At 65.6% G+C, this 25,494-nt stretch carries 29 protein-coding genes; 9 read left to right on the top strand and 20 right to left on the bottom strand.

The window, feature by feature from the left end; translation table 11 throughout:
• Positions 1 to 29 precede the first annotated feature (29 nt).
• Entirely contained in the window at positions 30 to 1,175 is a 1,146-nt protein-coding gene (locus Sj15T_RS08415) for an isovaleryl-CoA dehydrogenase (RefSeq protein ID WP_013040614.1), read from the bottom strand.
• 86 nt (positions 1,176 to 1,261) lie between these two features.
• Between Sj15T_RS08415 and Sj15T_RS08420 the strand changes: the two genes are divergently transcribed.
• Entirely contained in the window at positions 1,262 to 2,137 is an 876-nt protein-coding gene (locus Sj15T_RS08420) for a LysR family transcriptional regulator (protein ID WP_013040615.1), read from the top strand.
• Here Sj15T_RS08420 and Sj15T_RS08425 read toward each other — a convergent pair.
• Positions 2,091 to 2,903 (bottom strand): methyltransferase domain-containing protein, encoded by an 813-nt coding sequence (locus tag Sj15T_RS08425; RefSeq protein WP_013040616.1) that lies wholly within the window; start codon positions 2,901 to 2,903, stop codon positions 2,091 to 2,093. The two genes, Sj15T_RS08420 and Sj15T_RS08425, sit on opposite strands and share 47 nt — an antisense overlap.
• A 62-nt stretch (positions 2,904 to 2,965) precedes the next feature.
• Between Sj15T_RS08425 and Sj15T_RS08430 the strand changes: the two genes are divergently transcribed.
• From Sj15T_RS08430 to bfr, 3 genes are all read left to right on the top strand, one after another.
• Entirely contained in the window at positions 2,966 to 4,210 is a 1,245-nt protein-coding gene (locus tag Sj15T_RS08430) for a DUF418 domain-containing protein (RefSeq protein WP_013040617.1), read from the top strand.
• A gap of 54 nt (positions 4,211 to 4,264) precedes the next feature.
• Positions 4,265 to 4,435, top strand: coding sequence for a (2Fe-2S)-binding protein (locus Sj15T_RS08435; protein WP_007682776.1), 171 nt, complete (start codon positions 4,265 to 4,267; stop codon positions 4,433 to 4,435).
• Positions 4,436 to 4,584: 149 nt separating this feature from the next.
• Positions 4,585 to 5,064, top strand: a complete 480-nt coding sequence (bfr, locus tag Sj15T_RS08440) for a bacterioferritin (RefSeq protein WP_007682778.1) — start codon at positions 4,585 to 4,587, stop codon at positions 5,062 to 5,064.
• 51 nt (positions 5,065 to 5,115) lie between these two features.
• On the opposite strand, the gene Sj15T_RS08445 is transcribed toward bfr, so the two are convergent.
• Positions 5,116 to 5,523: a (deoxy)nucleoside triphosphate pyrophosphohydrolase gene (locus Sj15T_RS08445; protein ID WP_007682779.1), complete on the bottom strand. Its 408-nt coding sequence runs from the start codon at positions 5,521 to 5,523 to the stop codon at positions 5,116 to 5,118.
• A gap of 78 nt (positions 5,524 to 5,601) precedes the next feature.
• On the opposite strand from Sj15T_RS08445, the gene Sj15T_RS08450 reads away from it, so the two are divergent.
• Together Sj15T_RS08450 and Sj15T_RS08455 are read left to right on the top strand one after the other, a co-directional pair.
• Complete coding sequence (locus Sj15T_RS08450) at positions 5,602 to 5,787, top strand: Flp family type IVb pilin (RefSeq protein WP_013040618.1); 186 nt, start codon at positions 5,602 to 5,604, stop codon at positions 5,785 to 5,787.
• A 138-nt stretch (positions 5,788 to 5,925) separates the two neighbouring features.
• Positions 5,926 to 6,087: a Flp family type IVb pilin gene (locus Sj15T_RS08455; RefSeq protein ID WP_013040619.1), complete on the top strand. Its 162-nt coding sequence runs from the start codon at positions 5,926 to 5,928 to the stop codon at positions 6,085 to 6,087.
• 69 nt (positions 6,088 to 6,156) lie between these two features.
• On the opposite strand, the gene Sj15T_RS08460 is transcribed toward Sj15T_RS08455, so the two are convergent.
• The 5 genes from Sj15T_RS08460 to Sj15T_RS08480 all read right to left on the bottom strand — a co-directional run bounded on the left by Sj15T_RS08460 (position 6,157) and on the right by Sj15T_RS08480 (position 11,595).
• Positions 6,157 to 7,635 (bottom strand): M48 family metalloprotease, encoded by a 1,479-nt coding sequence (locus tag Sj15T_RS08460; protein ID WP_013040620.1) that lies wholly within the window; start codon positions 7,633 to 7,635, stop codon positions 6,157 to 6,159.
• Positions 7,636 to 7,713: 78 nt separating this feature from the next.
• Entirely contained in the window at positions 7,714 to 8,658 is a 945-nt protein-coding gene (locus Sj15T_RS08465; RefSeq protein WP_013040621.1) for an acetyl-CoA carboxylase carboxyltransferase subunit alpha, read from the bottom strand.
• Positions 8,659 to 8,669: 11 nt separating this feature from the next.
• Positions 8,670 to 9,587: a tyrosine recombinase gene (locus Sj15T_RS08470; RefSeq protein WP_013040622.1), complete on the bottom strand. Its 918-nt coding sequence runs from the start codon at positions 9,585 to 9,587 to the stop codon at positions 8,670 to 8,672.
• Positions 9,587 to 11,401 carry a hypothetical protein gene (locus Sj15T_RS08475; RefSeq protein ID WP_013040623.1) on the bottom strand — a complete coding sequence of 605 codons (1,815 nt, stop codon included), beginning with the start codon at positions 11,399 to 11,401 and terminating at the stop codon, positions 9,587 to 9,589. Before Sj15T_RS08475 ends, Sj15T_RS08470 begins: the two co-directional genes overlap by 1 nt.
• Before the next feature lie 5 nt (positions 11,402 to 11,406).
• Positions 11,407 to 11,595: a hypothetical protein gene (locus Sj15T_RS08480; RefSeq protein WP_013040624.1), complete on the bottom strand. Its 189-nt coding sequence runs from the start codon at positions 11,593 to 11,595 to the stop codon at positions 11,407 to 11,409.
• 80 nt (positions 11,596 to 11,675) lie between these two features.
• On the opposite strand from Sj15T_RS08480, the gene Sj15T_RS08485 reads away from it, so the two are divergent.
• Positions 11,676 to 12,224 (top strand): shikimate kinase, encoded by a 549-nt coding sequence (locus Sj15T_RS08485; protein WP_007687035.1) that lies wholly within the window; start codon positions 11,676 to 11,678, stop codon positions 12,222 to 12,224.
• Positions 12,215 to 13,324: a 3-dehydroquinate synthase gene (gene aroB / locus Sj15T_RS08490; RefSeq protein WP_013040625.1), complete on the top strand. Its 1,110-nt coding sequence runs from the start codon at positions 12,215 to 12,217 to the stop codon at positions 13,322 to 13,324. The genes Sj15T_RS08485 and aroB overlap by 10 nt, the downstream gene beginning before the upstream one ends.
• 233 nt (positions 13,325 to 13,557) lie before the next feature.
• On the opposite strand, the gene rpmE is transcribed toward aroB, so the two are convergent.
• From rpmE to rpsB, 12 genes are all read right to left on the bottom strand, one after another.
• Complete coding sequence (gene rpmE / locus Sj15T_RS08495) at positions 13,558 to 13,782, bottom strand: 50S ribosomal protein L31 (protein WP_007687040.1); 225 nt, start codon at positions 13,780 to 13,782, stop codon at positions 13,558 to 13,560.
• 178 nt (positions 13,783 to 13,960) lie between these two features.
• Positions 13,961 to 14,440, bottom strand: coding sequence for a 3-hydroxyacyl-ACP dehydratase FabZ (gene fabZ, locus Sj15T_RS08500; protein ID WP_013040626.1), 480 nt, complete (start codon positions 14,438 to 14,440; stop codon positions 13,961 to 13,963).
• A gap of 7 nt (positions 14,441 to 14,447) precedes the next feature.
• Positions 14,448 to 15,107 carry an OmpH family outer membrane protein gene (locus tag Sj15T_RS08505; RefSeq protein ID WP_007687044.1) on the bottom strand — a complete coding sequence of 220 codons (660 nt, stop codon included), beginning with the start codon at positions 15,105 to 15,107 and terminating at the stop codon, positions 14,448 to 14,450.
• A complete protein-coding gene (bamA, locus tag Sj15T_RS08510; protein ID WP_007687045.1) occupies positions 15,107 to 17,743 on the bottom strand; it encodes an outer membrane protein assembly factor BamA in 2,637 nt (878 codons plus the stop codon). The genes Sj15T_RS08505 and bamA overlap by 1 nt, the downstream gene beginning before the upstream one ends.
• Positions 17,744 to 17,835: 92 nt before the next feature.
• Positions 17,836 to 18,969, bottom strand: coding sequence for an RIP metalloprotease RseP (rseP, locus tag Sj15T_RS08515; RefSeq protein WP_013040627.1), 1,134 nt, complete (start codon positions 18,967 to 18,969; stop codon positions 17,836 to 17,838).
• Positions 18,966 to 20,123 (bottom strand): 1-deoxy-D-xylulose-5-phosphate reductoisomerase, encoded by a 1,158-nt coding sequence (locus tag Sj15T_RS08520; RefSeq protein ID WP_013040628.1) that lies wholly within the window; start codon positions 20,121 to 20,123, stop codon positions 18,966 to 18,968. Before Sj15T_RS08520 ends, rseP begins: the two co-directional genes overlap by 4 nt.
• A complete protein-coding gene (locus tag Sj15T_RS08525) occupies positions 20,120 to 20,899 on the bottom strand; it encodes a phosphatidate cytidylyltransferase (protein ID WP_041386480.1) in 780 nt (259 codons plus the stop codon). Before Sj15T_RS08525 ends, Sj15T_RS08520 begins: the two co-directional genes overlap by 4 nt.
• Positions 20,900 to 20,904: 5 nt before the next feature.
• Positions 20,905 to 21,645, bottom strand: a complete 741-nt coding sequence (locus Sj15T_RS08530; protein ID WP_013040630.1) for an isoprenyl transferase — start codon at positions 21,643 to 21,645, stop codon at positions 20,905 to 20,907.
• A gap of 43 nt (positions 21,646 to 21,688) precedes the next feature.
• Positions 21,689 to 22,246: a ribosome recycling factor gene (gene frr / locus Sj15T_RS08535; RefSeq protein ID WP_007684308.1), complete on the bottom strand. Its 558-nt coding sequence runs from the start codon at positions 22,244 to 22,246 to the stop codon at positions 21,689 to 21,691.
• Positions 22,247 to 22,252: 6 nt separating this feature from the next.
• Complete coding sequence (gene pyrH, locus Sj15T_RS08540) at positions 22,253 to 22,978, bottom strand: UMP kinase (RefSeq protein ID WP_007684307.1); 726 nt, start codon at positions 22,976 to 22,978, stop codon at positions 22,253 to 22,255.
• A 169-nt stretch (positions 22,979 to 23,147) separates the two neighbouring features.
• The gene (gene tsf / locus Sj15T_RS08545) at positions 23,148 to 24,074 is read right to left on the bottom strand and encodes a translation elongation factor Ts (protein ID WP_013040631.1); all 927 of its coding nucleotides are present in this window, start codon (positions 24,072 to 24,074) and stop codon (positions 23,148 to 23,150) included.
• Between the two features lie 188 nt (positions 24,075 to 24,262).
• Positions 24,263 to 25,021 (bottom strand): 30S ribosomal protein S2, encoded by a 759-nt coding sequence (gene rpsB / locus Sj15T_RS08550; protein ID WP_007684303.1) that lies wholly within the window; start codon positions 25,019 to 25,021, stop codon positions 24,263 to 24,265.
• Positions 25,022 to 25,269: 248 nt separating this feature from the next.
• Between rpsB and Sj15T_RS08555 the strand changes: the two genes are divergently transcribed.
• On the top strand, positions 25,270 to 25,494 hold the full coding sequence (locus Sj15T_RS08555) for a hypothetical protein (RefSeq protein ID WP_007684301.1): 225 nt from the start codon (positions 25,270 to 25,272) through the stop codon (positions 25,492 to 25,494).

Raw genomic sequence — 25,494 nt, forward strand, 5'->3', positions numbered from 1 at the left:
AACAGGCTTGGGCAAGGTCAGGGCCACATTCACGCGCCGATCAGTTCGCGGCCGATCAGCATGCGGCGGATCTCGTTCGTGCCCGCGCCGATGTCGAGCAGCTTGGCGTCGCGCATATAGCGTTCGACCGGCCAGTCCTTCGTATAGCCCGCGCCGCCCAGCGCCTGCACCGCCTCCAGCGAGACCTTCATCGCATTCTCGCTGGCCAGCAGGATCGCGCCCGCAGCGTCGAAGCGTGTTGTTTTCCCCCGGTCGCAGGCCTGCGCCACGGCATAGACATAGGCCCGCGCCGAATTGAGCGCGACATACATGTCCGCCACCTTGGCCTGCATCAACTGGAAGGCGCCGATGGGCTGGCCGAACTGCTTGCGTTCGCGCACATAGGGCAGCACCACGTCGAGGCAGGCCTGCATGATGCCGAGTTGGATGCCGGAGAGCACCGCCCGCTCATAGTCGAGGCCGGACATCAGCACGCCGACGCCGCCGTTGAGGGGGCCCATGACATTATCCTCCGGCACCTCGCAATCGTCGAAGACCAGTTCGGCGGTGGGGGAACCGCGCATGCCGACCTTGTCGATCTTCTGGCCGATGGAGAAGCCCTTGAACCCCTTTTCGATCAGGAAGGCGGTGATGCCGCGCGCGCCCTCGCCCGTCTTGGCGTAGACGACCAGCGTGTCGGCATAGGGGGCGTTGGTGATCCAGAATTTCGTACCGTTGAGGATATAGCGGTCGCCGCGCTTTTCGGCGCGCAGCTTCATCGAGACGACGTCCGACCCCGCGCCCGCCTCCGACATGGCGAGCGAACCGACATGTTCGCCGGAAATCAGCTTCGGCAGATAGCGCGCCTTCTGTTCCGGCGTGGCCCAGCGGCGGATCTGGTTGACGCAGAGATTGGAGTGCGCGCCATAGCTGAGACCTATGGAGGCGGACGCCCGCGCCACTTCCTCCTGCGCGACCACATGTTCCAGATAGCCAAGGCCAAGGCCCCCGTCCGCCTCCTCCACGGTGACGCCGTGCAGGCCGAGCGCGCCCATTTCGGGCCACAGGTCGCGGGGAAACCAATCTTTTGCGTCGATCTCCGCCGCCAGCGGGGCGATGCGGTCGGCGGCGAAGCGGGCCGTCGTGTCGCGGATCATCTCCGCATTCTCGCCCAGGGCGAAATCGAAGTCGGGCATGGCGAACTCTCCTTGGCGCGCATCCTAACGTGCAACGGCGTTCAGGAAAAATTGAAACGGCGCGGGATAATGTATAGTTTCTGTCTATGATCGAACGCTATCTGCTCCGCTATTTCCTGGCCGTCGTGGACCAGGGCAATTTCTCCCGCGCCGCCGCCCATTGCCTGGTGTCGCAACCGACGCTGTCGGTGGGAATCGCCAAGCTGGAGCAGGCGGTCGGCGCGCCGCTGTTCCTGCGGAGCAACCAGCGGGTGGAACTGACCGAGGCGGGGGCGCGGCTGCTGACCCATGCCAGGCGGATCGAGCGCGAATTCAACCTGGCCGAAATGGCGGGGGAAAAGGCGGAGCAGGCCCCCGTGCTGCGCATCGGCGTGCTGCTGAGCATTGCGGGAGAGCTGGTCGCCCGCGCCATTGCGGACGGCGCCATGCCCAGGGAAGGCCGGACCGAGATCGTTCCCGGCAGCGAGCGGGAGCTGCTGGGGCGGTTGGACGCGGAGCGGATCGACGTGGCGCTCACCCTGATCAGGCCGGGCGCGGACCGTTTCCCGACGCAATCGATCATAGAGGAAGGCTATGGCATCGCCATGGCCGCCGACCATCCGTTGGCGGGACGGGCCATGGTGGCGGCCGAAGAACTCGCCTCCGAAACGATGATCGTGCGCCGCCATTGCGAGGCGCTCTCCGCCACCAGCCGCTATTTCGTCGATCGCGGCGTCCGCCCGCATTTCGCCTTGCGCTCGACCAATGACGAGCGCGTGATGCAGATGGTCGCGGCGGGGCTGGGCATCACGGTCATGCCGGACAGCTATCGCTGGCCCGGCATGGCGCGGGTCGCGCTCAAGGATTTCGGCGAGCGGCGGACTGTCGGATTTCTCTATGGCGCGCGGGCGGCAGGGCTGCGGGAAGCGCCCGCGCTCAAGGCGCTGGTGGCGTCTTTAGGGGCGGACGGCCGCCAGACCTGACCGGCGCGCGCGTCACCCGCCCGAACAATATCTGATAGACGTCGTCGCCGCCGCCCTCTTCGAAAGCCGCCATGACGCGGCGCAGGTCGCGGGGAGGAAGCGGCTTTCGCCCCTCGCTCGGCACCACGGCGCCGATGCCCTTGAGATGGGCGATCAGCCCCCTCGCGTCGCCGCATGGCAGGGCATATTCCTCGTCGAAAGCGAAGGCGTCGTCATGGCGCGCCAGTATCGATCGCAATGCTTCCAGCGAAGGATAGTCGGGGATGCCGGCGCTCAACCCGGCGGCCCGATGGGCCGAACGCCAGCGGGCGAAGCTGCCCTGCCCCATGGTCGAGAAAAGCAGGCTGCCCGCCGGTCGCAGCAATCCCGCCAGCCGCGCAACCGCGCTTTCCAGATCGTCGAACCATTGAAAGGCCAGGCTGGAAAGGATGAGGTCGAACCATTCGCCCTCGAAGATCGGCGCTTCCCCATCCATCGCCAGGAAGGTGCCCGCGACCAGTCCGCCCGTGGCGGCGCGGGCCAGCATGTCGGGCGAAAGATCCGTCACCACCAGTTCGGCGCCCGGCCAGCGCGCCTGGATGTGGCGCGTCAGGAAGCCCGTGCCGCAACCGATCTCCAATATCCGGCCGACGCCATCGGGCCTTTGCCGCTGCGCGAGATCGGCCACCAGCGCGGCGGCCAGCCGCTGCGGCCCGGCATGATCGTCATAATGCCCCGCCGCCGCGCCGAAGGCGTCGCTTATTCGTTGCTTGCGGTGGCCGTTCATGGCTAGTCGCATTGGCAGAGCCGCACCTTCTTTTCCAGCCCTTCAAAGGACAGCGCCGACCGATGACCGCCCCTTCCGCCCGGATTCCCGCCATGGACGTTCTGCGCGGCTGCGCGGTCATGGGAATCCTCTGGATGAACATCGCGGCTTTCGCCCTGCCCGAACAGGCCTATTTCAATCCCGCGGCGGCGGGGCCGCTCTCGAGGGGAGACATCGCCTTCTGGACGGTCAGCTTCATGGCTGTCGACGGCAAGATGCGGGCGCTGTTCTCCATGCTGTTCGGCGCGTCGATGCTGCTGCTGATCGACAGGGAGGAAATGGCCGGCCGCGACGGACGACGGGCGCAGGTGATCCGGGCCGGCTGGCTGTTCGTCTTCGGCCTGGCCCATTATCTGCTGCTGTGGTGGGGCGACATATTGATGATCTATGCGCTGGTCGGGCTGGCGGCGCTGCCGTTCGCGCGCAGGGATCCGCTGTCGCTCGTCAAATGGGCCTTTTTCTTCTTCCTCGCGCATTTCCTGATCTGCGCCGGCTTCGTCGGCACGCTCTACGCATGGGGCCATGCCGCCGCCGCGCCCGGCGCCCCCGGCCATGTCGGTGCGGGTTTCGCCAATTTCATCGCGTCGCTTTCCGACCCCGACCATCCGGCCATTCGCAGCGAATATGAAATCTATCGCGGCGGTTTTGCCCGCATCTTCCTGCATCATGTCGCGCTGTTCGGCGGGCAATGGCTGACCACCCTGCCGTTCGTCGCATTCGACACGCTGGGGTTCATGCTGCTGGGCATGGCGATGTTGAAGGGCGGATTCCTGACCGGCCGTTGGGAGGCTGAGCAATATTGGCGGACCGCGCGCCATTGTTTCCTGATCGGGCTGATTCCGATGGCGGCGCTCGCGGCATGGGTCATCTCCAGCCGGTTCGCTCCACTGACGGCTTTGGGATCGGCGCTGGCATGGTCCTTCCCCTTCCGCATTCCGCTGGCGGTGGGATGGGCGGCGCTGATCCTGTGGCTGTTCACGCGCCATCGCGGCGCGGCCCTGACCGCGCGCGTCGCCGCCGCGGGCCGGCTGGCGCTCAGCAACTATCTGGGCAGCAGCCTCCTCATGTGCGCGATTTTCTATGGCTGGGGACTGGGGCTATTCGGCCATGTTCCGCACCATAGGCTGCCGCTGTTCGTGATCGCGGCATGGGCGATGATGCTGATCTGGTCGCCGCTGTGGCAGCGCCGATTCGCGCTGGGACCGGCGGAGTGGCTGTGGCGCAGCCTTGCGAGGGGCCAAACGCAAAAGATTCGCAACAGCGACTGAATTCCTATTGCGACCTATTATCATCTGCGCTATCTCCCCTTTCAGGAGATTTGCATGGTTGTCTGTGTCTGCAATGCCATCCGTGAGAAGGATCTGAAACAGGTCGCCCGCGAAGGTTGCGCAACCCCGTGCAGCGCCTATGCGCGCCTTGGCCGTCGGCCCAAATGCGGCCAGTGCGTCCCCTTCGCCCGCACCATCATAGCGGCCGAACGCGCCTCCATTTGAAGTGATTGCGAATCAAGCGCATCGGATTGACGCGAACTTGACGCAATAGCGCAGCGAAAAATGGCGGATTTCTGCGGCTTTCCGGATTAACAAACGGAAGCGAAACGCTTATGCTCCCGGCACTTTCCCTACAGCCGGAGAAGAACGCCATGAAGGGCGACGCCAAGGTCATCGAATATCTGAACGAGGTTCTCAAGAACGAGCTGACCGCGATCAACCAATATTTCCTCCACTATCGCATGCTCAATCATTGGGGCATCGAGAAGCTCGCCAAGTTCGAATATGAAGAGTCCATCGACGAGATGAAGCATGCCGACAAGCTGGCGGAGCGCATCCTGTTCCTGGACGGGCTGCCCAATTTCCAGTTGCTCGGCCGCCTGAAGATCGGGGAGACGGTGGAGGAAATCCTGAAGGCCGACCTGGAACTGGAATATGAAGCCCTGCCCGTGCTGAAGGACGCCATCGCCCATTGCGAATCGATTCGCGACTATGTGAGCCGCGACCTGTTCCAGCACATCCTCGAAAGCGAGGAGGAACATGTCGACACGCTGGAAACCCAGTTCGAGATGATCGAGCGCATGGGCATCCAGAATTATATACAGCTACAGAGCAAGGCTGCGGAGGAATAAGCCCTCGACCGCGGGCCTGGCTCATATGGCGCGCCGGCCCGTCACCTCGCGTCAGATCAGCGAATCGAGCAGGCCGATCAGCGGCAGGTCGGCCGGCGGCATCTCCAGCGCATACATTTGCGCCGGCCTGACCCATCGCAGCGCGGTCGCATGCCGCGCTTCGGCTATGCCCCGCCATTTACGGCAGACATAGAGCAGCAGCAGCAGATGGCGGTCGCCCAAGGGCTCGCTCGCGAAGGTCGCGGGCGCCAGGCAACTCGCATGGGTGTGGATGCCCAACTCCTCCTCCAGTTCCCGGATCAGCGCGGTTTCGGGCGCCTCCCCCGGTTCGACCTTGCCGCCGGGAAATTCCCAGAGATGCGCCATCGGCTTGCCCGGCGGCCGCTGCTGCAACAGCACGCGGCCATCCGCGTCGACCAGGGCGGCGGCGACCACCAGCAGAGGAGAATTTATCGTCATAATGGTCCCGCTTGAGGGGTTTGTTAACTCTGCCCCTTTTACAAGGGTATCAGGGGCTGTGTGTAAATGGGGTGCGGCATGCGGGCATTATTCAAAAATTTCAGCTTCTGGAAGCTGATCTACTGCCAGCGCGGAGCGACGGCGGTGGAATATGGCCTGATCCTCGCCCTTATCTGCCTGGCCATTGTCGGCGCCCTGTCGAACGTTGCCAACAAGACCATCGGCATGTGGAACAATGTCGCGACGGAAGTCCTGGCGCATTAACCATCAATATCTGACAGATGGTTTGCTCCATTAAATCTTTATCAACCGACACCCTCTAAACCATCCGAAGCTGACCTTCATTCAAGCGGGGGGACGGCCGGGTAGTTAAACGTGAAATTTGACGCAAGGAGACTTCCAATGCAGTTCATCCGCAAGATGATGAAGAACGAGAAGGGCGCGACCGCCATCGAATACGGCCTGATCGCTGCGCTTATCGCCGTCGCCGCCATCGGCGCCATGTCCAGCCTGGGCGGCAAGCTCGGCAACACCTTCAACAATGTCTCGGGCAACCTGAAGTAAGCTCGAACCACATTGAAGAAAAAGGGGCGACGGAAGCAATTTCGTCGCCCTTCTTATTGGTCTCGACGTCTACCAGGTGATGATCTTGACCCGCTGGCCCGGCCGCAGCACGCTGTTCGCCGTCAGCGCATTGATCGTCAGGAATCGGTCCAGCGGATAATCGGTATAAGCCATGCGCTTGGCCAAGGACTGGACTGTGTCGCCAGCCTTTACAGTCACGACATCGACCCGGCGGAGCTTGATCGCGGCCGCCTCCTGCGTCGACAGGCGCTGCACCGACTGCACCATGGTGGAAAAGGGACCGATCCCCTGCCCCGCCGCAGTCAGCAGCAGGAAGTGATAGGCCTTTCCCCCGCCGAAATCATAAGCGAAGACGGTGGCATCGACCTGGCTGGACTGGGTTCTGGCGCGGATGGTGCGCCAGGCCGCGGGCAGCCCGTTAACGGTAGTGCGCCGAATCTCGCCCGGCGGAACGCCGCCATTGCCGCCGCCCAGCTTGGCGAACACCGAATCGATATAGGCGGACAGATCGCCGGAATAGGGTGCTGCGCTGAACTGCGCCTGGCCTCCCGATCCCGCGATCGTGACGGCGCTCGCACCATTTTCCATGCCGAAGCCCGATGGCGCGGCGAAGCTCACCCGCAAATCGGGATGGCGGAAGCGGCTGCCCTCGATCACGCCCTGTTTCGGATCGTCGCCATAGAGGACGCCGTTGAGCGCGTTCAGGAACGCGTCGCGGTTGCGGACCGTGCTCCTGGATCCGCTGGCGGCTGCATTGCGGGAAGCGCGCCCAACGCGCGAGGCGGGATCCGGATGGGTGCTTGCCCATTCCGGCAACGACCGGGAACTCCCAGTGACGCGGGCATCCAGGCTGCTTTGCGCCGCCAGCGAGGCCAGCATGGACGACAGGGCCTTGGGATCGTAACCGCCGGAGGCGAGATAGCGGATGCCCAGATCGTCCGCCTCATATTCCTGGCTGCGCGAGAATTTGAGCGTCAGCAACTGGCTGCCCTGCCCGATCCCCTTTTGCAGCAGGCCGGTTAGCGCCGAATCGCCCAGCAGGGCGCCCGTCAGCACTTGCAGCAGGGTGCCGCCAATGGCGTTGCGCTGCGCCGCCTGTTGCCGCCTTTGACCGTGCTGCGCCGCGACATGGCCGATCTCATGACCCAGCACGCCGGCCAGTTCCGCCTCATCGTTCATCAGCGCCATGAGCTGGCGCGTCACATAGACATAGCCGCCAGGAATGGCGAAGGCGTTGTTCACCGGCGAATTGAGCAGGGTGACGGTGAAGTCCCTCTGCGCATTGGACAGGCCGGACTGGACCGCGATGCGCCGTCCCACGCCCTCCACATATTTCGCCTGCGGTCCGGCGTAAGCGCCGCCGAATTCGTTGAGCAACTGGGGATGCTGCTTGGCGCCGGCTTCCTTTTCCTGCGGGCTGATCGACGAAACGGTGCGAATCGCCCGCTGCTGACCTTCCACAGACGGCGCGGCCGCCAGGACGGTCAGGCCCAGCCCGGCGGCAGCAAGAGATGATATTCGTTTCACGGCGCCTCCTGCATCCCTGTTACCTTCGCGTAACGAGCAATAGCAGGCGGATGTTCCCCGAAACAGAGGATGGCGCGGTCAGACGCCGATGGCCAGGAACTTGTCGGCGCGATCGGTCCGCAGCGCATCGGCGCTGAGGCCCGCCAGCGAATCCAGTTCCTCCCCGATCGCCGCGCCCAGATTGGCGATTGCTTGCACCGGCTCGCGATGGGCGCCGCCGACCGGCTCCGGCACGATGCGGTCGATGACGCCGAGAGATTTCAGATGCTGCGCCGTCACCTGCATCGCGGTCGCCGCGTCGCTGGCCTTTTCCGCCGTGCGCCAGAGGATCGACGCGCAGCCTTCGGGCGAGATCACTGAATAGACCGCATGTTCGAACATCAGCACGCGATTGGCCGCCGCCAGCGCCACCGCGCCGCCGGAGCCGCCCTCGCCCACCACGGCCGCCACCATCGGCACGCCCAGCGCCAGGCATTGTTCGGTGGAGCGGGCGATCGCCTCCGCCTGTCCGCGCTCCTCCGCCTGCACGCCGGGGAAGGCGCCCGACGTATCCACCAGCGTCACCACCGGCAGGCCGAAACGGTCGGCCAACTGCATCAGGCGGATCGCCTTGCGATAGCCCTCGGGCTTGGCCATGCCGAAATTGTGGCGGACGCGGCTGGCGGTATCGTCGCCCTTTTCATGGCCGATCACGACCAGGCGCCGTTCGTCCAGAGTGGCGAAACCACCGATGATCGCCTGATCGTCGGCAAAGGCGCGGTCGCCGGCCAGCGGCATGAAATTGTCGAACATGCCCGCGACATAATCCTTGAAATGCGGGCGGTCGGGATGGCGGGCGACCTGCGTCTTCTGCCAGGGGGACAGTTTCGCATAGGTGTCGACCAGCATTTTTGAGGCGCGCTGCTCCAGCTTGTCGATCTCGCCGCTGATGTCGATGTCGCCCGCATTGGCGGTGGCGCGCAGTTCGATGATGCGGGCTTCCAGTTCCGCGATGGGCTTTTCGAATTCGAGAAAACTAACCATGGGGCATGGCGTTAGGGCGGAGAAACGTCGCCGTCAACGCGGCGATGCGTCATGCCGGCCAGCGGATGGCGGCTGTTGACCAGTTCGACCAGGCGGCGGCTGTCGACATGGGTGTAGATTTGCGTGGTGCCGATATCCGCATGGCCCAGCATCGATTGCAGGGCGCGCAGGTCCGCCCCGCCCTCCAGCAAATGGGTGGCGAAGGCGTGGCGCAGCACATGGGGACTGACCCGTTCGGGCGCGATCCCGGCAGCAGCGGCCAGCGCCTTCACCATCTGGTAGAGGCGGATGCGGCTGACATGGCTCTTGCCGGAGGGGAAGAGCCAAAGGCTGTCGGCGGGCACATGGTGCAGCCAGGCGGCCACGGCGGCGCGGGCGCGGTCCGAAATCGGCACCAGCCGTTCGCGGGCGCCCTTCCCCTTCAGGATCAGGAAGGGCCGGTCGGACGCCAGCGCCCGGCGCGGCAGCGACACCAGTTCCGTCGCGCGCAGTCCCGATCCGTAGAGCAGCTCGATCAGCGCCGACAGCCGCAGGTCGAGCGGCGCGGGATGTTCGACGGCCAGCTTGCCCGCGATCAGCGCGAACAGCGAATCGACCTCCTGAGTGGAGAGGATCTTGGGCAGGGAGCGGCGCGTCACCGGGCGCGGCAGGGCGGACGAGGGATTGTCGGCCCGCAGCCCCTCCTCCTCCAGAAAGGCGTAGAAGGCGCGCAGGGCGGAGGATTTGCGCGCCACCGAGGATGCGGCCAGTTCCGCCCAGGCCGTCGTCAGCTCGGCCAGGCGGTCCCTGGTCGCGCTGGAGAGGCCGCCGACAATCTCCCCCGCGCCGGTCAGGTCAGCGCGATAGGCCAGCAGCGTGTTGCGGGACGCGCCCCGTTCGGCCGCCATCATCTCCAGAAAACGGTCGATAAGGGCGGCGTCGTCGCCCATCAGAGCCGCGTCATCGCCTCCGCCGCGATCATCCGCGCCTCCGGATCGAGGCCGACGCGATGCAGCGCCGCGACGATATGATAGAGGTGGAAGGCGGGCAGGCGGTTCCAGTGGGCGGTCTGCATGCCGACCGCCGCCAGCAGCGCCACGCTGCCCTTCTCGCCCCGGCCCGCCGCCGCGTCGATGGCGCGGGACCAGCGGCTGGCGGCCCCCAGGTTGAAGCCATGATCCTGCGCCAGCGACGCGCCGTCCTGCGCATCGATGCGGGAAAGGCCCGCCAGCGCGGCGATCAGCATCTGCGTCTTGCGCGGGTCGGCATCCCTGGCGAAGGAGGAGACCCGGCCCGAACCGATCTCCACGACAGGGCTGGGCGCGCCGACCGCCAGCAAGGCCCAAAGGTCCGCCGCGCCGTCCCCATCCGCCTGCGCCGCAAGGCGCGACCATTGCGCCGCGCTGCGGTCATAACCTGCGGTGAACATGGCCGCGACCAGATTGGCCGCATCGCGCGCGCTGAGCTGCGAAACCGGCAGAGCCGCCGCAGCCCGCGCCGTCGCGATCAAGCCGACGAAATCCGGCCGCGCCTCATTCTGCCAGAGCGTCCGCATAGCCTGGAGCCGCTCGTCCGTCCCCGTCCCCGCATAGGCGGTGCGCAGCGCATCCACCCGGTCGGCCGCATTGGCGGGCAGGTCGCCGTCGGACTGCAACTGGCCGTAGAAACCGACCAGCGCCCTTGAGGAAAAGACGCCGAGCCGAGCCGCCACTTCGGCGCCCGGCAGGCGACGAACCGCCGACAGGGCAGGTGCGCGCGCTTCCCAGGCGCGGACATGCGGACCGACCGTGGCATAGAGATCGTCCGGAATCTCGACATTGAGCGCTGTCGCCAGGCCGAAGCGCCAGGCGGTCAGCCGGTCGACCGCGTCCCACTCGATCTTGACCGAGCGGCGGGCGTTGAAGCCGGTGCCGACCACCTTTTCCGCCAGGCGATAGTCGATGCCGCGCACCACGCCGCGCCGCTGCGCCTGGTTGAGCGCGCCGCTGGCCAAACCCTGATCCCCCGAAAGCGCCGGGCAGATGGCCCGCGTCATGTCCCAGCCCGGCTCCTTGCTGAACCGCAGCGCGCCCGCAGACAGCGGACACAGGCCCGCCGGATCGGCCGTCGCCAGATAGGTCTGCATGGCGATGGCGTAGAGGCGCGGAGTAAAACGGTCGGAATCGACGCTCTGCACCAGCAGGCGGGCGCTGTCCGCCTCCCCCATGCGCAGCAGCAGCCAGGCGCGTTCGGCGACCCAGTCGGCGCCGTCGATGTCGCGGGGCGTATCGGTCGCGGACAGCAGCGCCCGGCGCAGCAGGATCGACGCCCAGCGCGAGGTGATCGGCGCCCGCGTCTCCTTCATCAGGGTGGCGAGGAACCGGCCCGATTGCGCGCCGAAGGCGTTGGGCGCCATGCCCTGCCGCTCCGGCGTCAGCGGCCCTATGCGGTCGAGCGAGCGGCGCGCATTTTCGGGCAGGTCATATTTCTGCTTTTCGGCGGCGAGTTCCTCCTCGCTCATCGCTTCCGCTGCATTGTCCCCCGCTTCTTCCGTGACGGCGAAGCTGGGCGGCAGGATCGGCGTCGCGGGCGCGGGGCCGACGGGCGGCGCAGGCGTGCCAGGGGCGGGACGCGGCGGCTGCGCGCCGGGTTGCGGCGCTTCGGGCGCATCGCCGAAGCCGGGCGGCAGGAGCGATTCGGGCGTCTCCTGCGCGACCACCGGCAGCGCCAGCGCGAGCGCGAGCGTGCCCAGCGCCCCTTTCGCATTCACCCGCCGCTGCTGCATGCCCTTTACTGGCCCAGCTTTTCGGCGGGAATGACCTTTTCCACGCGGGCCTGCGGCTTTTCGCCGCCGCGCGACCAGAGCAGGGCGAGGATCGCGACCAGCACGGCAACCGCGACGATGGGAAGGATCGGCAGGGATGCCTTGCGGCGGCGCGAGCTGCCTTCAAAGCTGCTGTAGGAACGATTGCGCTTCATGAGTCCTGTTCTGGCCGGGCTGGGCATAAGGAAAGTTGCGATTTGCCTTGTCGGCGCGGGGATGTATAGCCCCGCTCGCCATGCAGCGAAACAGCAAATCCGCCGATGCGCGAGCGAAGCGCGGCCCCATCGTCCTGGTGGGCATGATGGGCGTGGGCAAATCGACCGTTGGACGGCGGCTGGCGGCGCGGCTGGACGTGGATTTCGTCGATGCGGACGAGGAGATCGAAAAAGCCGCGGGCATGACGATCAGCGAGATGTTCGAGCGCTATGGCGAGGCCTATTTCCGCGACGGCGAACGGCGCGTGATCGCCCGGCTGATGGACGGCGAGCCCAAGGTCATCGCCACCGGCGGCGGCGCCTTCATGCAGGAGGAGACGCGGGCGCTGATCCTGGATCATGCGCTGGCGATCTGGCTGAACGCCGACATCGACACGCTAGTCGACCGGGTGTCGCGCCGCGAGGGGCGACCGCTGCTGAAGGGCAAGGATCCGCGCGCCGTGCTGACCGAACTGGCGGCGATCCGCAACCCGGTCTACGCGCTCTGCCCCATTCACGTGAAAAGCGCTGCCGCGCCGCATGACGTCGCGGTCGACAGCATCATGGAGCAGCTTTCCCAATGGCCATAGTCCGCGTCGCGCTGGATTCGCGCAGTTACGACATCGTGATCGAACAGGGCGTGCTGGACCGGGCGGGTTCCCATCTGGCGCCCCATGCGCGAAAAGGACGGCTGGTGGTCGTGACCGACCGGCATGTCGCCGCCGCGCAGCTTCCCCGGCTGGAGGCCAGCCTGCGCGGCGCGGGCGTGGCGGTGGAGCCGGTGATCCTGCCGCCTGGCGAGCAGACCAAGAGCTGGCGCCACCTGGAGGAACTGCTCGACGCGCTGCTGGCGCTGGAGATCGAGCGCGGCGACCATGTGGTGGCGCTGGGCGGCGGCGTGATCGGCGACCTGGTGGGCTTCGCCGCCTCGATCCTGAAGCGCGGCTGCCATTTCATCCAGGTGCCGACGACCCTGCTGGCGCAGGTGGACAGTTCGGTCGGGGGCAAGACCGCGATCAATAGCAAGGCGGGCAAGAATCTGGTCGGCAGCTTCTACCAGCCGTCGCTGGTGCTGATCGACCCCTCGACGCTCGACACGCTGCCGGCGCGAGAGACGCGGGCGGGCTATGCCGAGGTGGTGAAATATGGGTTGATCGATGACCCGGATTTCTTCGCCTGGTGCGAGGCGAAGGGGCATGACCTGCTGGCCGGCGACGCCCAGGCACGCGAATATGCCATCGAGCGCAGCGTGGCCGCCAAGGCGGCGATTGTCGCCGATGACGAGCGGGAAACCTCCGGAAGGCGGGCCTTGCTGAACCTTGGCCATACTTTCGGCCATGCGCTGGAGGCCGACACCGGCTTTTCCGACCTTCTGCTCCATGGCGAAGGCGTCGCAGCGGGCATGGCTCTTGCCTTCCGCTATTCGGCGCGGCTCGGCCTGTGCCCGGCGGAGGATGCGGAGCGGGTGACGACGCATCTGAAGGCCGTCGGCCTGCCGCACGACCTTGCCGGCGCGCATGTGAAGGCGGACGGCGCAGCGCTGGTCGCGCACATGCTGCACGACAAGAAGATGGCGGCGGGCACCCTGCCCTTCCTGCTGGCGCGTGGAATCGGGCGGACCTTCCTGTCGAAGGATGTCGTGCTGGACGATGTCGCCGCATTTCTGGACGAGGAGCAGGCGGCGGCTTGATGCCTGGGATGGCTGATGGGCGGTTAGCCGTCACTCCCCCTATTCGTCACCCCGGACTTGATCCGGGGTCCCGCTTTCTTTCGGGTGCACGCCTGGAAAAGGCAGCGGGACCCCGGGTCAAGCCCGGGGTGACGGAAAACTGATGACAGGAACTGACCAAAACCCACTCCCCCACACAAACAAAAAGGGCGCCCCTAGAGGCGCCCTTTTCTGTCCTGCCTTTGGAAAGCCGATTACTTCTTCAGCGTCAGGCCGCCGAAGCGCTTGTTGAAGCGCGCTACCTGGCCGCCCTGCTCAAGCTGGCGGGTGCCGCCGGTCCAGGCCGGGTGCGACTTGGGGTCGATGTCGAGCGCCAGCGTGTCGCCTTCCTTGCCCCAGGTGGAGCGGGTGCGGAAGGTCGTGCCGTCGGTCATCTGGACGGTGATGAAGTGGTAATCGGGATGCGTATCGGCCTTCATGGGTCTGCTCCGTCTATGGGCCGGTTTCCGACCGGCCATGGATGCGTAAAACTAGCGAAGGCGCGCCGTTACATGGGAATGCGCGCAAAAGCAAGGGGTGGAGCGGCCTTTCCCGACCACATCGATCCGTCTTCCCGCCTGCGCGGGAATGACGGGATATTCCGAGCGCCGCGGCGTCTCAATCCACCGGCGGGTCGGCGATCATCGCGACGAAGCTGGCCTCGGCGCAGAGCTTGCCCTCCACCATCGCCTTGCCCGTGAACTTGCAGACGCGGCCGCGAATCTGGACCAAGTCGACATGCAGGTCGAGCAGGCAGCCCGGCTCCACCGGGTTGCGGAACTTCGCCCCATCGATGCTCATGAAATAGACGAGCTTGCCCGAACCGCGCAGGTCCATCGTCTCGACCGTCAGCACGCCGGCGGCCTGGGCCATCGCTTCCACGATCAGCACGCCGGGCATGATCGGCCGGCCGGGGAAATGCCCCTGGAAGAAACCCTCGTTGATCGAAACCGCCTTGACCGCGTGGATCGTGCTGTTCGGCACGAGCGAAATCACGCGGTCGACGAGCAGCATCGGATAACGGTGCGGCAGCGCCGCCATCACCCCACGAATATCGATGGGGCCGACGGCGGCGGCATGGTCAACCTGATCCGTCATCCGGCGATCAGCGCGAGGCCGGCTGCTGCGACGGATTGGCGGGCGCAGCGGCAGGGGCGGCAGCGCCCTGGCCCTGACGGCCCGGCTGCCAACCGGCCGGCGGCGTAATGCCGACGCTGGGCACCAGCGCGTTGAGTTCGGCCACCACCGATTGGGTGATGTCGACGGTCGGCTGATAGGACACGGTCGCGTCGGGCGACAGGATCAGGTCGACCTTGGCCTTGGTCATGGCGGATTTCAGCGCGTCCGACAGCTTGGCCGAAATCTGCTCCTCGACATAGGCGTTGGCGAGCGCGATCGGCTGGCCCAGGCGCTGCAATTCGGCCTGGCCGTCCTGACCGGCCTTCTGATAGGCCTCATATTGCGTCTGGATCGCCGGGGTCGGCTTGCCGCCGGCGGCCTTCATCGCGGCTTCCAGGGCCGTGCCCTTGGCCTTGAGGTCGGCGTCGATGGCGTTCTTGCGCGCGGTGAAGCCGTCGATCTGCGCCTTGTAGGTGGTCTGGATCTGCGTGCGCGCGGTCGAATAGGCCGAGCTGGTGGCGACGGCGCGTTGCAGGTCGACGACGGCGATGCCGGTCTTCGACTGGGCGGCGGCCGGGACGCTGGTCAGCGCCATGGCGGTCATCGGCGCCAGAACCAGCGCGGCGGCCTTGAAAATGGTCTTCATCAGAATTGAGTCCCTACGTTGAAGCTGATTAGCTGAGTGTCGTCCCCTGGTTCCTTGAGCAGGGCCTTGGCGATGTCGATGCGGAACGGCCCGAAGGGCGAGTTCCAGTTGACGCCGAAGCCCACGGCGACGCGCGGTTTCAGCGTATCGCCCAGATATTCTTCCTCGAACGGCCCGATCAGGAGGGTCTGGCCGGTTCCGCATGTGCCCGGAGTACCCGCTTCGCTGCGCGAGCCGGTCGTGTTGTCGGCGCAGATGCCGTTCGAATCCGTCGTGCGGGGATTGCGCAATCCCGCGACCGCGCCGACGTCGGCGAAGATCGACGGGCGCAGGCCCATTTCGCGAGCGCCCGATCCCAGCGGAATTTCCATTTCCGCCCGCGCCAGATAATAGGCCTTGCCGCCCAGCGCGTCGTCGGAAACATTATTGTTCCCCTCGCCCCGAACATAGGTGATGCTGCCGTCCGGGTTGGTTTGCGACTGCAGGTAATAGCGCTTCACGCGAGGCCCGATGCCGCGAATATCGAAACCGCGAATCTGCGGATTGCCCAGGAAGAATCGGTCGGTCAGGCGAACCTTGTCGACCAGTTCGTTCGAAGCGTCGCGACGGTCGCCCTCAAGGCTGTGGATATAGCCGCCCTCCGCCGAGACGGAGAAGATGAACCCGCCGCCGACCGGCCAATATTTGGAGCCGTTCAACCGCGTGCGCACATATTTGACGCTGCCGCCCAGACCAGCGAAGTCCTGGCTCAGAACCACATTATGGCCCCGCGTTGGGCGAATGCGGTTGTCGCGGGTATCGTAGATCAGCGAATAGCCCAGGGACGACGTCGTCCGCTTGCCGATGGCGTCGCAAAGATAGCGGCCGGCGAGCAGCGGATCGCACTGAAGCCCCAGCGGACCCGCGCCGTCGGGATCGGAGTAGTAACTGTCCTTGTCGAGCGTAACATCGTCCAGGTTCAGCGTGTAGCGCAGCGCCAGCGACATATATTCGGTGATCGGCACGCCAGCGCGAAGCTGGAAGCCGGTCGTCGTCTGCTCATAGGTGGTGTCGCGGTCGTTATTGTTCAGATAACGGAAGCTGTTGAGGTCGCGGCGGTAGATGTCGCCGCCCAGCGCGATGTTCCTGTCCATGAAATAAGGCTCGGTGAAGCCCACTTCCACCGACTTGGAATAAGCCGAATAGTTGACGCTGGTGCGCAGTTCCTGCCCCTTGCCGCGGAAGTTGCGCTGGGTGATCGACGCCGAGACGATGAAGCGCTCCAGCGAGGAGAAACCGGCGGACAGCGACAGTTCGCCGGTCGATTTTTCCTGCACATTGGTTTCCAGGACGATGCGGTCGGGCGCGGAGCCGGGCTTCTGCTCGATGTCCAGCTTTTCCTGGAAGAAGCCGAGCGAATTGATGCGGTCCTTCGACCGCTTGACGAGGAAGCTGTTGAAGGCGTCGCCCTCCGCCAGGCGGAATTCGCGGCGCACGACCTTGTCCTGGGTCAGCGTGTTGCCGTTGATGTCGACCCGCTCGACATAGACGCGGGGCGCGTTGGCGATGCGGAAATCGATCCCCATCGTCAGCGTGTCCTTGTCGCGCTGGAAGTCCGGCTGGACGTCCGCGAAGGCATAGCCGAACAGGCCCGCCGTCTCGCTCAGCGTGTCGACCGTATCCTCGACCTGCTTGGCGTTGTACCAGTCGCCCTTCTTCATCGGCAGCATCCTGGTCAGCGAATCGCCGGACAGGTCGCGAATGTCGCTGTTGACCTTCACGTCGCCGAATTTGTAGCGCTGCCCTTCCTCCACCACATAGGTGATGATGAAGTCCTGCTTGTCCGGCGTCAGTTCCGCCACGGCGGAGATCACGCGGAAATCGGCATAGCCTTCGGTCAGGTAGAATTGGCGCAGCTTCTGCTGGTCATAGGCCAGCCGGTCGGGATCGTAGCTGGTGCCGGAGGAGAAGATGCGGAACCAGCGCGACTGCTTCGTCACCATCTGGCTGCGCAGCTCGCCGTCCTTGAACTTCTCATTGCCGATGATGTTGATCTGGCGGACCTTGGATTTCGGCCCTTCGGAGATTTCGAAGACGATGTCGACGCGGTTCTGGTCGAGCTGCACCATCTTCGGTTCGACCGTGGCGGCGAAGCGGCCCTGGCGGCGATAGAGTTCGATGATGCGGGCGACGTCGGCGCGCACCTTCGACCGGGTATAGATCTGGCGCGGAGCCAGTTTTATTTCAGGACGTATCTTGTCTTCCTTGAGGCGCTTGTTACCTTCAAGGACGATGCGGTTGATGACCGGGTTTTCCTTCACCTCGACGGTCAGCGCGCCATTGTCGTTGCGGATCTGGACGTCGGCGAACAGTTCCGTCTCGTAAAGGTCGCGCAGCGCCTGGTCGAGCGATTCCTGGGTGAAGGACTGGCCGATCCGCAGCTTGGTGTAGGACAGCACCGTGTCCGGTTCCAGCCGCTGCTGGCCGGTGACGGAGATGGCGCGGATCGTGCCCGCGGGCGCGACGGCGGGAACAGGCGCGGGCGCGGCAGCCGGCGGGGCATTTTGCGCCATCGCAGGCACGGCAGACATGCCCGCGATCATCGTGGTCGCCAACAGGGCCACGACGACCGGGCGCTGCCTGTTGCTGCTCATCATCGCTGTCACCCGCTCCACCTTCTACAAAAAAGCAACATATCGTTCACGTCGGGAAAAAAGGCGTGAAATCGCGTCCTCCTGCCCGATACGGCTCAGCCGATCAAGCCGGACAGACGATCCCAGAGACCGAAAGAGGATAAATCGTTGAACGTTACCAGCACCATCATCGCCAGCAGGACCGCCAGTCCCGACCGATAGGCCCATTCCTGCACCTGCGGGCTGACCGGCCGCCGCTGTATCGCCTCCACCCCGTAGAACAGCAGATGGCCGCCATCCAGCATGGGGATTGGCAAGAGGTTGATGAACCCCAAGTTAATCGAGATGAGCGCCATGAAGAAGACGAAGCTCTCCACCCCCAGAGTCGCCGCCTGACCCGAAACCTCCGCGATCTTGAGCGGCCCGCCCAGTTCCTTGACCGACCGGCCGCCGCCGACGATCTGGCCCAGCGTCTCCACCATGGTGCGGATGATCTGGCCGGTGCGTTCGATGGCGACGACGGGGGCGCGGATCAGGCTAACCGGCTCTATCACCGGCTCGCCCGGCGCGATGCCGAGACGGCCGATGCGGAATTTGTTGCCGAAGCCGTCATCTTCCTCGACCGCGCCGACCCTGCCCTGTTTTTCGAACAGCCTGCCCTGCCGGTCGATCAGGATGGTGACGGGTTCGCCGGGGCGGATCTGCGCGAACAGGCGGATATCGTCGAAGGTCGCCATTTCCCGGCCGTTGAGCGAGACGATGCGGTCCCCGGCGACGATCCCCGCAGCGGCGGCGGCGCTGCCCGGCTGCACCTGCCCGGCGACCGCGGGCGTGCGGCTCTCGCCATGGACGAAGGCGAAGGCGGCCAGGATCAGGATGGCGAAGAGGAAATTGATCGCGGGGCCAGCCGCGACGATTGCCGCCCGCTGCCACAAGGGCTTGGCCGGGAAGCTCTCGGCCCGTTCGGCGGCGGGCATTTCCAGCCAGCGCGGATCGGCCTGGCTCGCCGCGTTCATGTCGCCCTTGAACCGCACATAGCCGCCCAGCGGCAGCGCCCCCAGGCGCCAGCGCGTGCCGCGCCTGTCGGTCCATGCGGCGATTTCCGGGCCGAATCCGATGGAAAAGGCTTCCGCCTTCACGCCGCACCAGCGGCCCACCAGATAATGGCCCAGCTCATGCACGAAGACGAGCGGTCCGATGACCGCCACGAATGCGACTACGGTCAACAGGAAACCCGGATTCTGGATCAAGCGGTCAATCTTTCCATCACTTGTGCAGCCATATTACGCGCCTGCGCATCCGCTTCCAGCACATCGTCGATCCGGCGGGGCACAGGCGCGCTATAGCGGTTCAGGACATCCTCCACAATCATGGCGATATCAAGGAAGCCTATGGCCCCTTTCAGGAAGGCGGCGACGGCGACCTCATTGGCCGCGTTCAATATGGCCGGCGCGGCGCCCCCCGCCTCCGCCGCCTGCCGGGTCAGCCGCAGCGCGGGAAAGCGGCCCTCATCCGGCGCCTCGAAGTCCAGGCGGCCGATCCGGGCGAGGTCCAGCGGCTGGCAGGGCGTGGCGATCCGGTCCGGCCAGGCCAGCGCATGGGCGATGGGAATGCGCATGTCGGGCGAACCGAGCTGCGCCAGCGTGGATCGGTCGCGATATTCGACCATGGAATGGATGACGGATTGCGGATGGACGAGTATCTCGATCCGGTCCAGCCCGACCGGGAAGAGGTGCGCCGCCTCGATCAGTTCCAGCCCCTTGTTCATCATCGTCGCGCTATCGACGCTGATCTTCGCGCCCATCGACCAGTTGGGATGGGCGACAGCCTGCGCGGGCGTGATGCCGCGCATCTCCTCCCGGCTGCGGGTGCGGAAGGGGCCGCCGCTGGCCGTCAGCGTGATCCTTGCCACATCCTCCAAGCGGCTGCCCGCAAGGCATTGGAATATGGCGTTATGCTCGCTGTCGACCGGCAGCAGCGTCGCGCCCGATGCGCCGACGGCGTCCATCATCAGCGCGCCCGCCGACACCAGCGATTCCTTGTTGGCCAGCGCCACCGTGCCGCCCGCCTTCAACGCCGCCATGGTCGGGCGCAGCCCGGCGCAACCGACGATGGCGGCCATGCTCCAGTCGGCGCCGGCGCCCGCCGCGTCGACCAGCGCGCCTTCGCCCGCCGCCGCCTCCGTCCCGGAACCGCGCAGCGCGTCCTTCAACGCTTCATAATGCGCCTCGTCCCCGATCACCGCGACGGCGGCATTGCTCTGCCGGGCTGCGGCGGCCAGGCCCGCCACATCGCTGTGCGCGGTCAGGGCGACGACCTGATAACTGTCCGGATCGCGCTGGATCAGGTCCAGCGTGGACATGCCGACCGATCCGGTCGCGCCGAAGATCGACACCTTCCTCATGGCAGTTGCACCAGGATCATATAGCAGATCGCGGCCAGCGGCGCGGCGGCGACCACGCCGTCCAGCCGGTCCATCACGCCGCCATGGCCGGGCAGCAGCGTCCCGCTGTCCTTGACGCCTGCCCGGCGCTTCATCCAGCTTTCCAGCAGATCGCCCAATTGCGCCGCCACCGCCAGCAGGCCGCTCGCCGCCGCGAGCTGAACCGGCAGGTCGGCGAACCGATGGAGCAGGAAACCCACCGTCAGCGCCGCCAGCACGCCGCCGCCCAGGCCCGCCCAGGTCTTGGACGGGCTGACGCGCGGCGCCAGCTTCGGCCCGCCGATCGACCGGCCGGCGAAATAAGCGCCGATGTCCGTCGCCCAGACAAGGCCCAGCGCCCACAGAGTCAGCAGCAGCCCCTGAAGATTGGGCGCCTGTTCGCGCAGGAACAGCAGCGCCATCACCGGCACGACGATATAGGGAACGCCCAGCGCCAGCCTGATCGACCGACCAACCAGCGCGACGAAGAAGAAGGCCGCCGCCATCAGCGTGAAGGCAAGCCAGGACACGCCGGCCGCCACGGGGCAAAGGATCGCCAGCGGCACCGAGACGGCGAACATCGCCAGCTTGCGGTTCTCCGGCGTGGCTCCGGTCAGGTCGCCCCATTCCCCCTGCATCAGCACGCCCGCCACGGACAGCAGCATCCAGAACAGGAAACCGCCCGAAAACAGGGCTGCCAACGCTACAAGGATGAGCACGACGCCGACGATCGCGCGGGTGCGAAGCTCGCTCGACATGCCGGTCACAGCCCGCCGAAACGGCGGTCCCTCAGGCGGAAGGCGTCCAGTGCGGCGGCCAGCGCCCGCCCATCGAAATCCGGCCACAGAATGTCCGTGAAGTAAAGCTCCGCATAGGCGGCCTGCCACAGCATGAAGTTGCTGAGCCGCTGTTCCCCCGACGTCCGGATCATCAGGTCCAGCGGCGGCAGGTCTGCGGTGTAGAGCGCCGCATCGACATCGGCGATGCCGATCTCCTCCGCCGCGATCTCGCCGGCGGCCACGCGGCGCGCCAGCGTCTGCGCCATGCGCACCAGCTCGTCCTGCGCGCCATAGTTCAGCGCTATGGCAAGGATCGGCCCGCTGTTCCCGGCGGTCCGCGCCACCGCATTGTCGATCAGATCGACGAGCGAAGGGTCGAGCGCCCGATAATTGCCGATGATGCGCAGCCGCACGCCATTGGCATGGAATTCATCGAGGTCGGACTGAATGAAATGGCGCAAAAGGCCCATCAGGTCCGTGACCTCGCTGGCCGGGCGCTTCCAGTTTTCCGAGGAAAAGGCGTAGAGCGTCAGGCATTCCAGGCCCAACTCCCGCGCGGCGCGGGCGACGCGGCGCACCGCCTCCACCCCGGCGCGATGCCCGGCGATGCGCGGCAGGAAGCGCTTTTTCGCCCAGCGTCCGTTGCCGTCCATGATAATAGCAACGTGACGAGCGCCATGGTCCGGCGCGCCGCTGGTCAGATCGGGTTTGGCTTGGGTGGCCATCAGACAGGAATGCGTGCTTTGGCCGCGAAAGGAAAGCCCCGGATCACTGACCGAGAATTTCCTTCTCCTTCGCCGCAGTCGCCGCGTCGATGTCCGCTATGGTGCTGTCGGTCAGCTTCTGAACCTCGGTTTCCTTGCGCTTGCGCTCGTCCTCGCTGATCTCGCCCTTCTTCTCGTCGGTCTTCAGGCTGTCCATGCCGTCGCGGCGGACATTGCGGACGGCGATGCGGGCGCCCTCCGCATATTTGCTGGCGAGCTTGGCCAGTTCCTTGCGGCGTTCCTCCGTCAGGTCGGGGATAGGCAAGCGCAGCGTCTGGCCGTCGACAATGGGGTTGAGGCCCAGGCCCGCCGAACGGATCGCCTTGTCCACCGGCCCGACATTGCTCTTGTCCCACACCTGCACGGAAAGCATGCGCGGTTCGGGCGCGGAAACGGTCGCGACCTGATTGAGCGGCATATGCGCGCCATAAACCTCGACCGTCACCGGATCGAGAAGCTGGATATTCGCCCGGCCGGTGCGCAGGCCCGACAGATCGCCCTTCAGCGATTCGACGGCGCCCGCCATGCGGCGTTCGAGGTCGGCCTTGTCATATTGAGCCATTTTCTTTCAGCGCTCCTGATTTTGCACGATCGTCGCCACACCGTCGCCAGCCAGCACCTTCGCCAGATTGCCGGTTTCGCGGATGTTGAACACGACGATGGGAATATTGTTTTCGCGGCAAAGGGCAATGGCGCTTGCGTCCATGACCTTCAGATTGTCGTTCAGCACGCGGTCGAAGCTGATCTCCTCATAGCGAGCCGCGTCCGGCACCTGCTTGGGATCGGCATTGTAGATGCCGTCGACGCTGGTGCCCTTGAACAGCGCATCGCAGTTCATTTCCGCCGCCCGCAGCGCCGCCGTGGTGTCGGTGGTGAAGAAGGGGCTGCCGGTGCCCGCCGCGAAGATGACGATCCGGCCCTTTTCCATGTGCCGCACCGCCTTGCGCCGGATATAAGGCTCGCAGACGGAGGCCATGGGGATGGCGGACTGGACGCGGGTGTCGTAGCCCAGCTTTTCCAGCGCATTCTGCACCGCCAGCGCGTTCATGACGGTGGCCAGCATGCCCATATAGTCGGCGCTTGCCCGGTCGAAGCCCTTGGCGGCGCCCGCCAGGCCCCGGAAGATATTGCCGCCGCCGACGACGACGCACAGTTCGAAGCCCGCATCCTTGGCCGCCGCGATCTCGCCCGCGACGCGGTTCACCGTCTCCGGCTCTATGCCGAACTGCCCCTGCCCCATCAGCACTTCGCCCGAAAGTTTCAGCAGGATGCGCTTGAAGGCTGGGCGAGACATGCGGGGCAATATTCCTTTTATATTCGGGCAAGGAAATGGCGCGCACCTTAAGCAGCGCGCGCCATTATGGGAAGCGGGGTTTTAAGTCCCGAACTTCCTTAGCGTTCGCTTCCGGCTTGTCGAGCGGCCTCAGCCTCCCGACACCGCCCGAAGCGAACCGTCTATCGGATCAGACGCCCGCGGCCGCGGCCACTTCGGCGGCGAAGTCGCTCGTTTCCTTCTCGATGCCTTCGCCGAGCTGGAAGCGGACATAGTTTTTCAGCGTGATCGACGCGCCGGCTTCCTTCGCCGCCTTGGCGACGACATCGGCGACCGGGGTCTTGTTGTCCATCACGAAGAGCTGGCTGAGCAGCGCCTGCTCCTTGGCGAACTTGGCGACCGCGCCGTCGACCATCTTGGCGACGATCTCGGCGGGCTTGCCCGATTCGGCGGCCTTTTCGGCGGCGATGGCGCGCTCGCGCTCCAGCAGGGCGGGGTCGATGTCGGCGGCCGACAGGGCCAGCGGGAAGGCGGCGGCGATGTGCATCGCGATCTGCTTGCCCAGCGGCTCCAGAACGTCAGCCGGGGCGTCACCCTCCAGCGCGACCAGAACGCCGATCTTGCCCAGGCCCGGAGCGGCGGCGTTGTGGACATAGGGAACGACCACGCCCTGGCTCACCTCGACCTGGCCGACGCGGCGCAAGGTCTGGTTCTCGCCGATGGTGGCGATGTTGGCGACCAGCTTTTCAGCGACGGTGCCGCCCGAAGGATAGGCGGCGTTCGACAGCGCGTCGGCATCGGCCACGCCCTGTTCCAGCGCGATGGCCGACACGGTGCGGACGAAATCCTGGAACTGGTCGTTCTTGGCGACGAAGTCGGTTTCGCTGTTCACTTCGACGGCGACGCCCTTGGTCCCGGCGACGGCCACGCCGACCAGGCCTTCGGCGGCGGTGCGGCTGGACTTCTTCTGCGCGGCAGCCAGGCCCTTGGCGCGCAGCCAGTCGGTCGCGGCCTCGATATCGCCATTGGCTTCGGTGAGCGCCTTCTTGCAGTCCATCATGCCCGCGCCCGAACGGTCGCGCAGTTCCTTGACGGCGGCAGCGGTAATTTCGGCCATGTTTCGGCTCCTAAATGTTTCGGATGGTTCAAATATGCGGGAGGGCGCATCTCCGGAAGAGTGCGCCCTACGCCGTCAATCTTTCAGTTCGAAGTCTCCGTTTCCCGTCTCCGTTCGCCCTGGGGGCCGCGCCTCTTCAAATGAAGAAGAGGGCTTCGACAGGCTCAGCCCGAACGGGAAAGGAAATCTCAGGCTTCGACAACGACCTCTTCAGCGGCGGGCTCGTCCAGAGCGCCGAGGTCGACGCCCGAAGCCTGCTGCGCGCCGCGGTTGCCCTTGGTGGCGGCGGCGGCGATGGCGTCGCAATAGAGGCGGATGGCGCGGCTGGCGTCATCGTTCGCCGGAACCGGGAAGGCGATGCCGTCGGGCGAGACGTTCGAATCGAGGATCGCGACGACCGGGATGCCCAGCGTGTTGGCTTCCTTGATCGCCAGCTCTTCCTTGTTGGCGTCGATCACGAACATGACGTCGGGAATGCCGTTCATGTCGCGGATGCCGCCCAGCGACAGTTCCAGCTTCTCGCGCTCGCGAGTCATCTGGAGCACTTCCTTCTTCGTGAAGCCGTGGGTGTCGCCCGACAGCTTCTCTTCCAGGGTCTTCAGGCGCTTGATCGAACCGGAAATGGTCTTCCAGTTGGTGAGCATGCCGCCCAGCCAGCGATGGTTGACGAAATGCTGGCCCGACTTGCGGGCGGCTTCGGCGATGGGGTCCTGCGCCTGGCGCTTGGTGCCGACGAACAGCACCTTGCCGCCAGCGGCGACGGTCGCGGAAACGAAGTCCAGCGCGCGGCCGAACAGCGGCACGGTCTGCGACAGGTCGAGGATGTGGATGCCGTTGCGCTCGCCGAAGATGTACGGCTTCATGCGCGGGTTCCAGCGGTGGGTCTGGTGGCCGAAATGGGCGCCAGCCTCGATCAATTGGTGCATGGTGACGACAGGTGCCGCCATAATATTTCTCCTTCCGGTTTGACCTCTGGGAATCAGGAACTGAGCGTCGCGCCGCAGCACCGGATATGTCGATTCCCATGTGGAATGGGCGCGCCTTTAGCGGGCCGGGAAAAGCAATGCAAGGGGTTGACTCGCCGTTCCGGATGGAACATAAAGAGAACATCGGGAACAAACAGCGGATTCACGCGGTTTGCGCTGGGTATAGTGAGCCATGCCGTGAAAATGGCAAGACAGAAAGTGATCTGCTTATGTTCGCACTGGTCGCAGCATTTGTGTTCATCGGATCGTTCCTGCTGGCGGCGGGAACCATCGTCGGCATGCTGATGCTCTATCATGACAAGATGGTCGCGGCGCTGACGTTCGAACCCATCCCACGGGAGGTGCCGGTCTATCGGCTGCGGATCAGCCGCCGGCGCGCCGCCCCTTCGACCCGGCGGGCGGTTCCGGTGCTGGCCGCCGCCCTGGCTGCCTGA

The sequence above is a fragment of the Sphingobium sp. TA15 genome (assembly GCF_037101235.1).
GTDB lineage: Bacteria > Pseudomonadota > Alphaproteobacteria > Sphingomonadales > Sphingomonadaceae > Sphingobium > Sphingobium indicum.

Excerpts from the sequence above, each read along its gene's own strand:
- rpsB (WP_007684303.1), bottom strand. The coding sequence starts at position 25,021 with ATGGCGGCACCTGTCGTCACCATGCACCAATTGATCGAGGCTGGCGCC.
- Sj15T_RS08430 (WP_013040617.1), top strand. The coding sequence starts at position 2,966 with ATGACCGCCCCTTCCGCCCGGATTCCCGCCATGGACGTTCTGCGCGGC.
- pyrH (WP_007684307.1), bottom strand. The coding sequence starts at position 22,978 with ATGTCTCGCCCAGCCTTCAAGCGCATCCTGCTGAAACTTTCGGGCGAA.
- Sj15T_RS08420 (WP_013040615.1), top strand. The coding sequence starts at position 1,262 with ATGATCGAACGCTATCTGCTCCGCTATTTCCTGGCCGTCGTGGACCAG.
- Sj15T_RS08555 (WP_007684301.1), top strand. The coding sequence starts at position 25,270 with ATGTTCGCACTGGTCGCAGCATTTGTGTTCATCGGATCGTTCCTGCTG.
- fabZ (WP_013040626.1), bottom strand. The coding sequence starts at position 14,440 with ATGACGGATCAGGTTGACCATGCCGCCGCCGTCGGCCCCATCGATATT.
- Sj15T_RS08415 (WP_013040614.1), bottom strand. The coding sequence starts at position 1,175 with ATGCCCGACTTCGATTTCGCCCTGGGCGAGAATGCGGAGATGATCCGC.
- Sj15T_RS08470 (WP_013040622.1), bottom strand. The coding sequence starts at position 9,587 with ATGGGCGACGACGCCGCCCTTATCGACCGTTTTCTGGAGATGATGGCG.
- Sj15T_RS08425 (WP_013040616.1), bottom strand. The coding sequence starts at position 2,903 with ATGAACGGCCACCGCAAGCAACGAATAAGCGACGCCTTCGGCGCGGCG.
- Sj15T_RS08520 (WP_013040628.1), bottom strand. The coding sequence starts at position 20,123 with ATGAGGAAGGTGTCGATCTTCGGCGCGACCGGATCGGTCGGCATGTCC.
- Sj15T_RS08480 (WP_013040624.1), bottom strand. The coding sequence starts at position 11,595 with ATGAAGCGCAATCGTTCCTACAGCAGCTTTGAAGGCAGCTCGCGCCGC.
- aroB (WP_013040625.1), top strand. The coding sequence starts at position 12,215 with ATGGCCATAGTCCGCGTCGCGCTGGATTCGCGCAGTTACGACATCGTG.
- bamA (WP_007687045.1), bottom strand. The coding sequence starts at position 17,743 with ATGATGAGCAGCAACAGGCAGCGCCCGGTCGTCGTGGCCCTGTTGGCG.
- Sj15T_RS08445 (WP_007682779.1), bottom strand. The coding sequence starts at position 5,523 with ATGACGATAAATTCTCCTCTGCTGGTGGTCGCCGCCGCCCTGGTCGAC.
- bfr (WP_007682778.1), top strand. The coding sequence starts at position 4,585 with ATGAAGGGCGACGCCAAGGTCATCGAATATCTGAACGAGGTTCTCAAG.
- Sj15T_RS08455 (WP_013040619.1), top strand. The coding sequence starts at position 5,926 with ATGCAGTTCATCCGCAAGATGATGAAGAACGAGAAGGGCGCGACCGCC.
- frr (WP_007684308.1), bottom strand. The coding sequence starts at position 22,246 with ATGGCTCAATATGACAAGGCCGACCTCGAACGCCGCATGGCGGGCGCC.
- Sj15T_RS08485 (WP_007687035.1), top strand. The coding sequence starts at position 11,676 with ATGCAGCGAAACAGCAAATCCGCCGATGCGCGAGCGAAGCGCGGCCCC.
- Sj15T_RS08465 (WP_013040621.1), bottom strand. The coding sequence starts at position 8,658 with ATGGTTAGTTTTCTCGAATTCGAAAAGCCCATCGCGGAACTGGAAGCC.
- Sj15T_RS08505 (WP_007687044.1), bottom strand. The coding sequence starts at position 15,107 with ATGAAGACCATTTTCAAGGCCGCCGCGCTGGTTCTGGCGCCGATGACC.
- Sj15T_RS08525 (WP_041386480.1), bottom strand. The coding sequence starts at position 20,899 with ATGTCGAGCGAGCTTCGCACCCGCGCGATCGTCGGCGTCGTGCTCATC.
- Sj15T_RS08475 (WP_013040623.1), bottom strand. The coding sequence starts at position 11,401 with ATGCAGCAGCGGCGGGTGAATGCGAAAGGGGCGCTGGGCACGCTCGCG.
- tsf (WP_013040631.1), bottom strand. The coding sequence starts at position 24,074 with ATGGCCGAAATTACCGCTGCCGCCGTCAAGGAACTGCGCGACCGTTCG.
- rpmE (WP_007687040.1), bottom strand. The coding sequence starts at position 13,782 with ATGAAGGCCGATACGCATCCCGATTACCACTTCATCACCGTCCAGATG.
- Sj15T_RS08435 (WP_007682776.1), top strand. The coding sequence starts at position 4,265 with ATGGTTGTCTGTGTCTGCAATGCCATCCGTGAGAAGGATCTGAAACAG.
- Sj15T_RS08530 (WP_013040630.1), bottom strand. The coding sequence starts at position 21,645 with ATGGCCACCCAAGCCAAACCCGATCTGACCAGCGGCGCGCCGGACCAT.
- Sj15T_RS08450 (WP_013040618.1), top strand. The coding sequence starts at position 5,602 with ATGCGGGCATTATTCAAAAATTTCAGCTTCTGGAAGCTGATCTACTGC.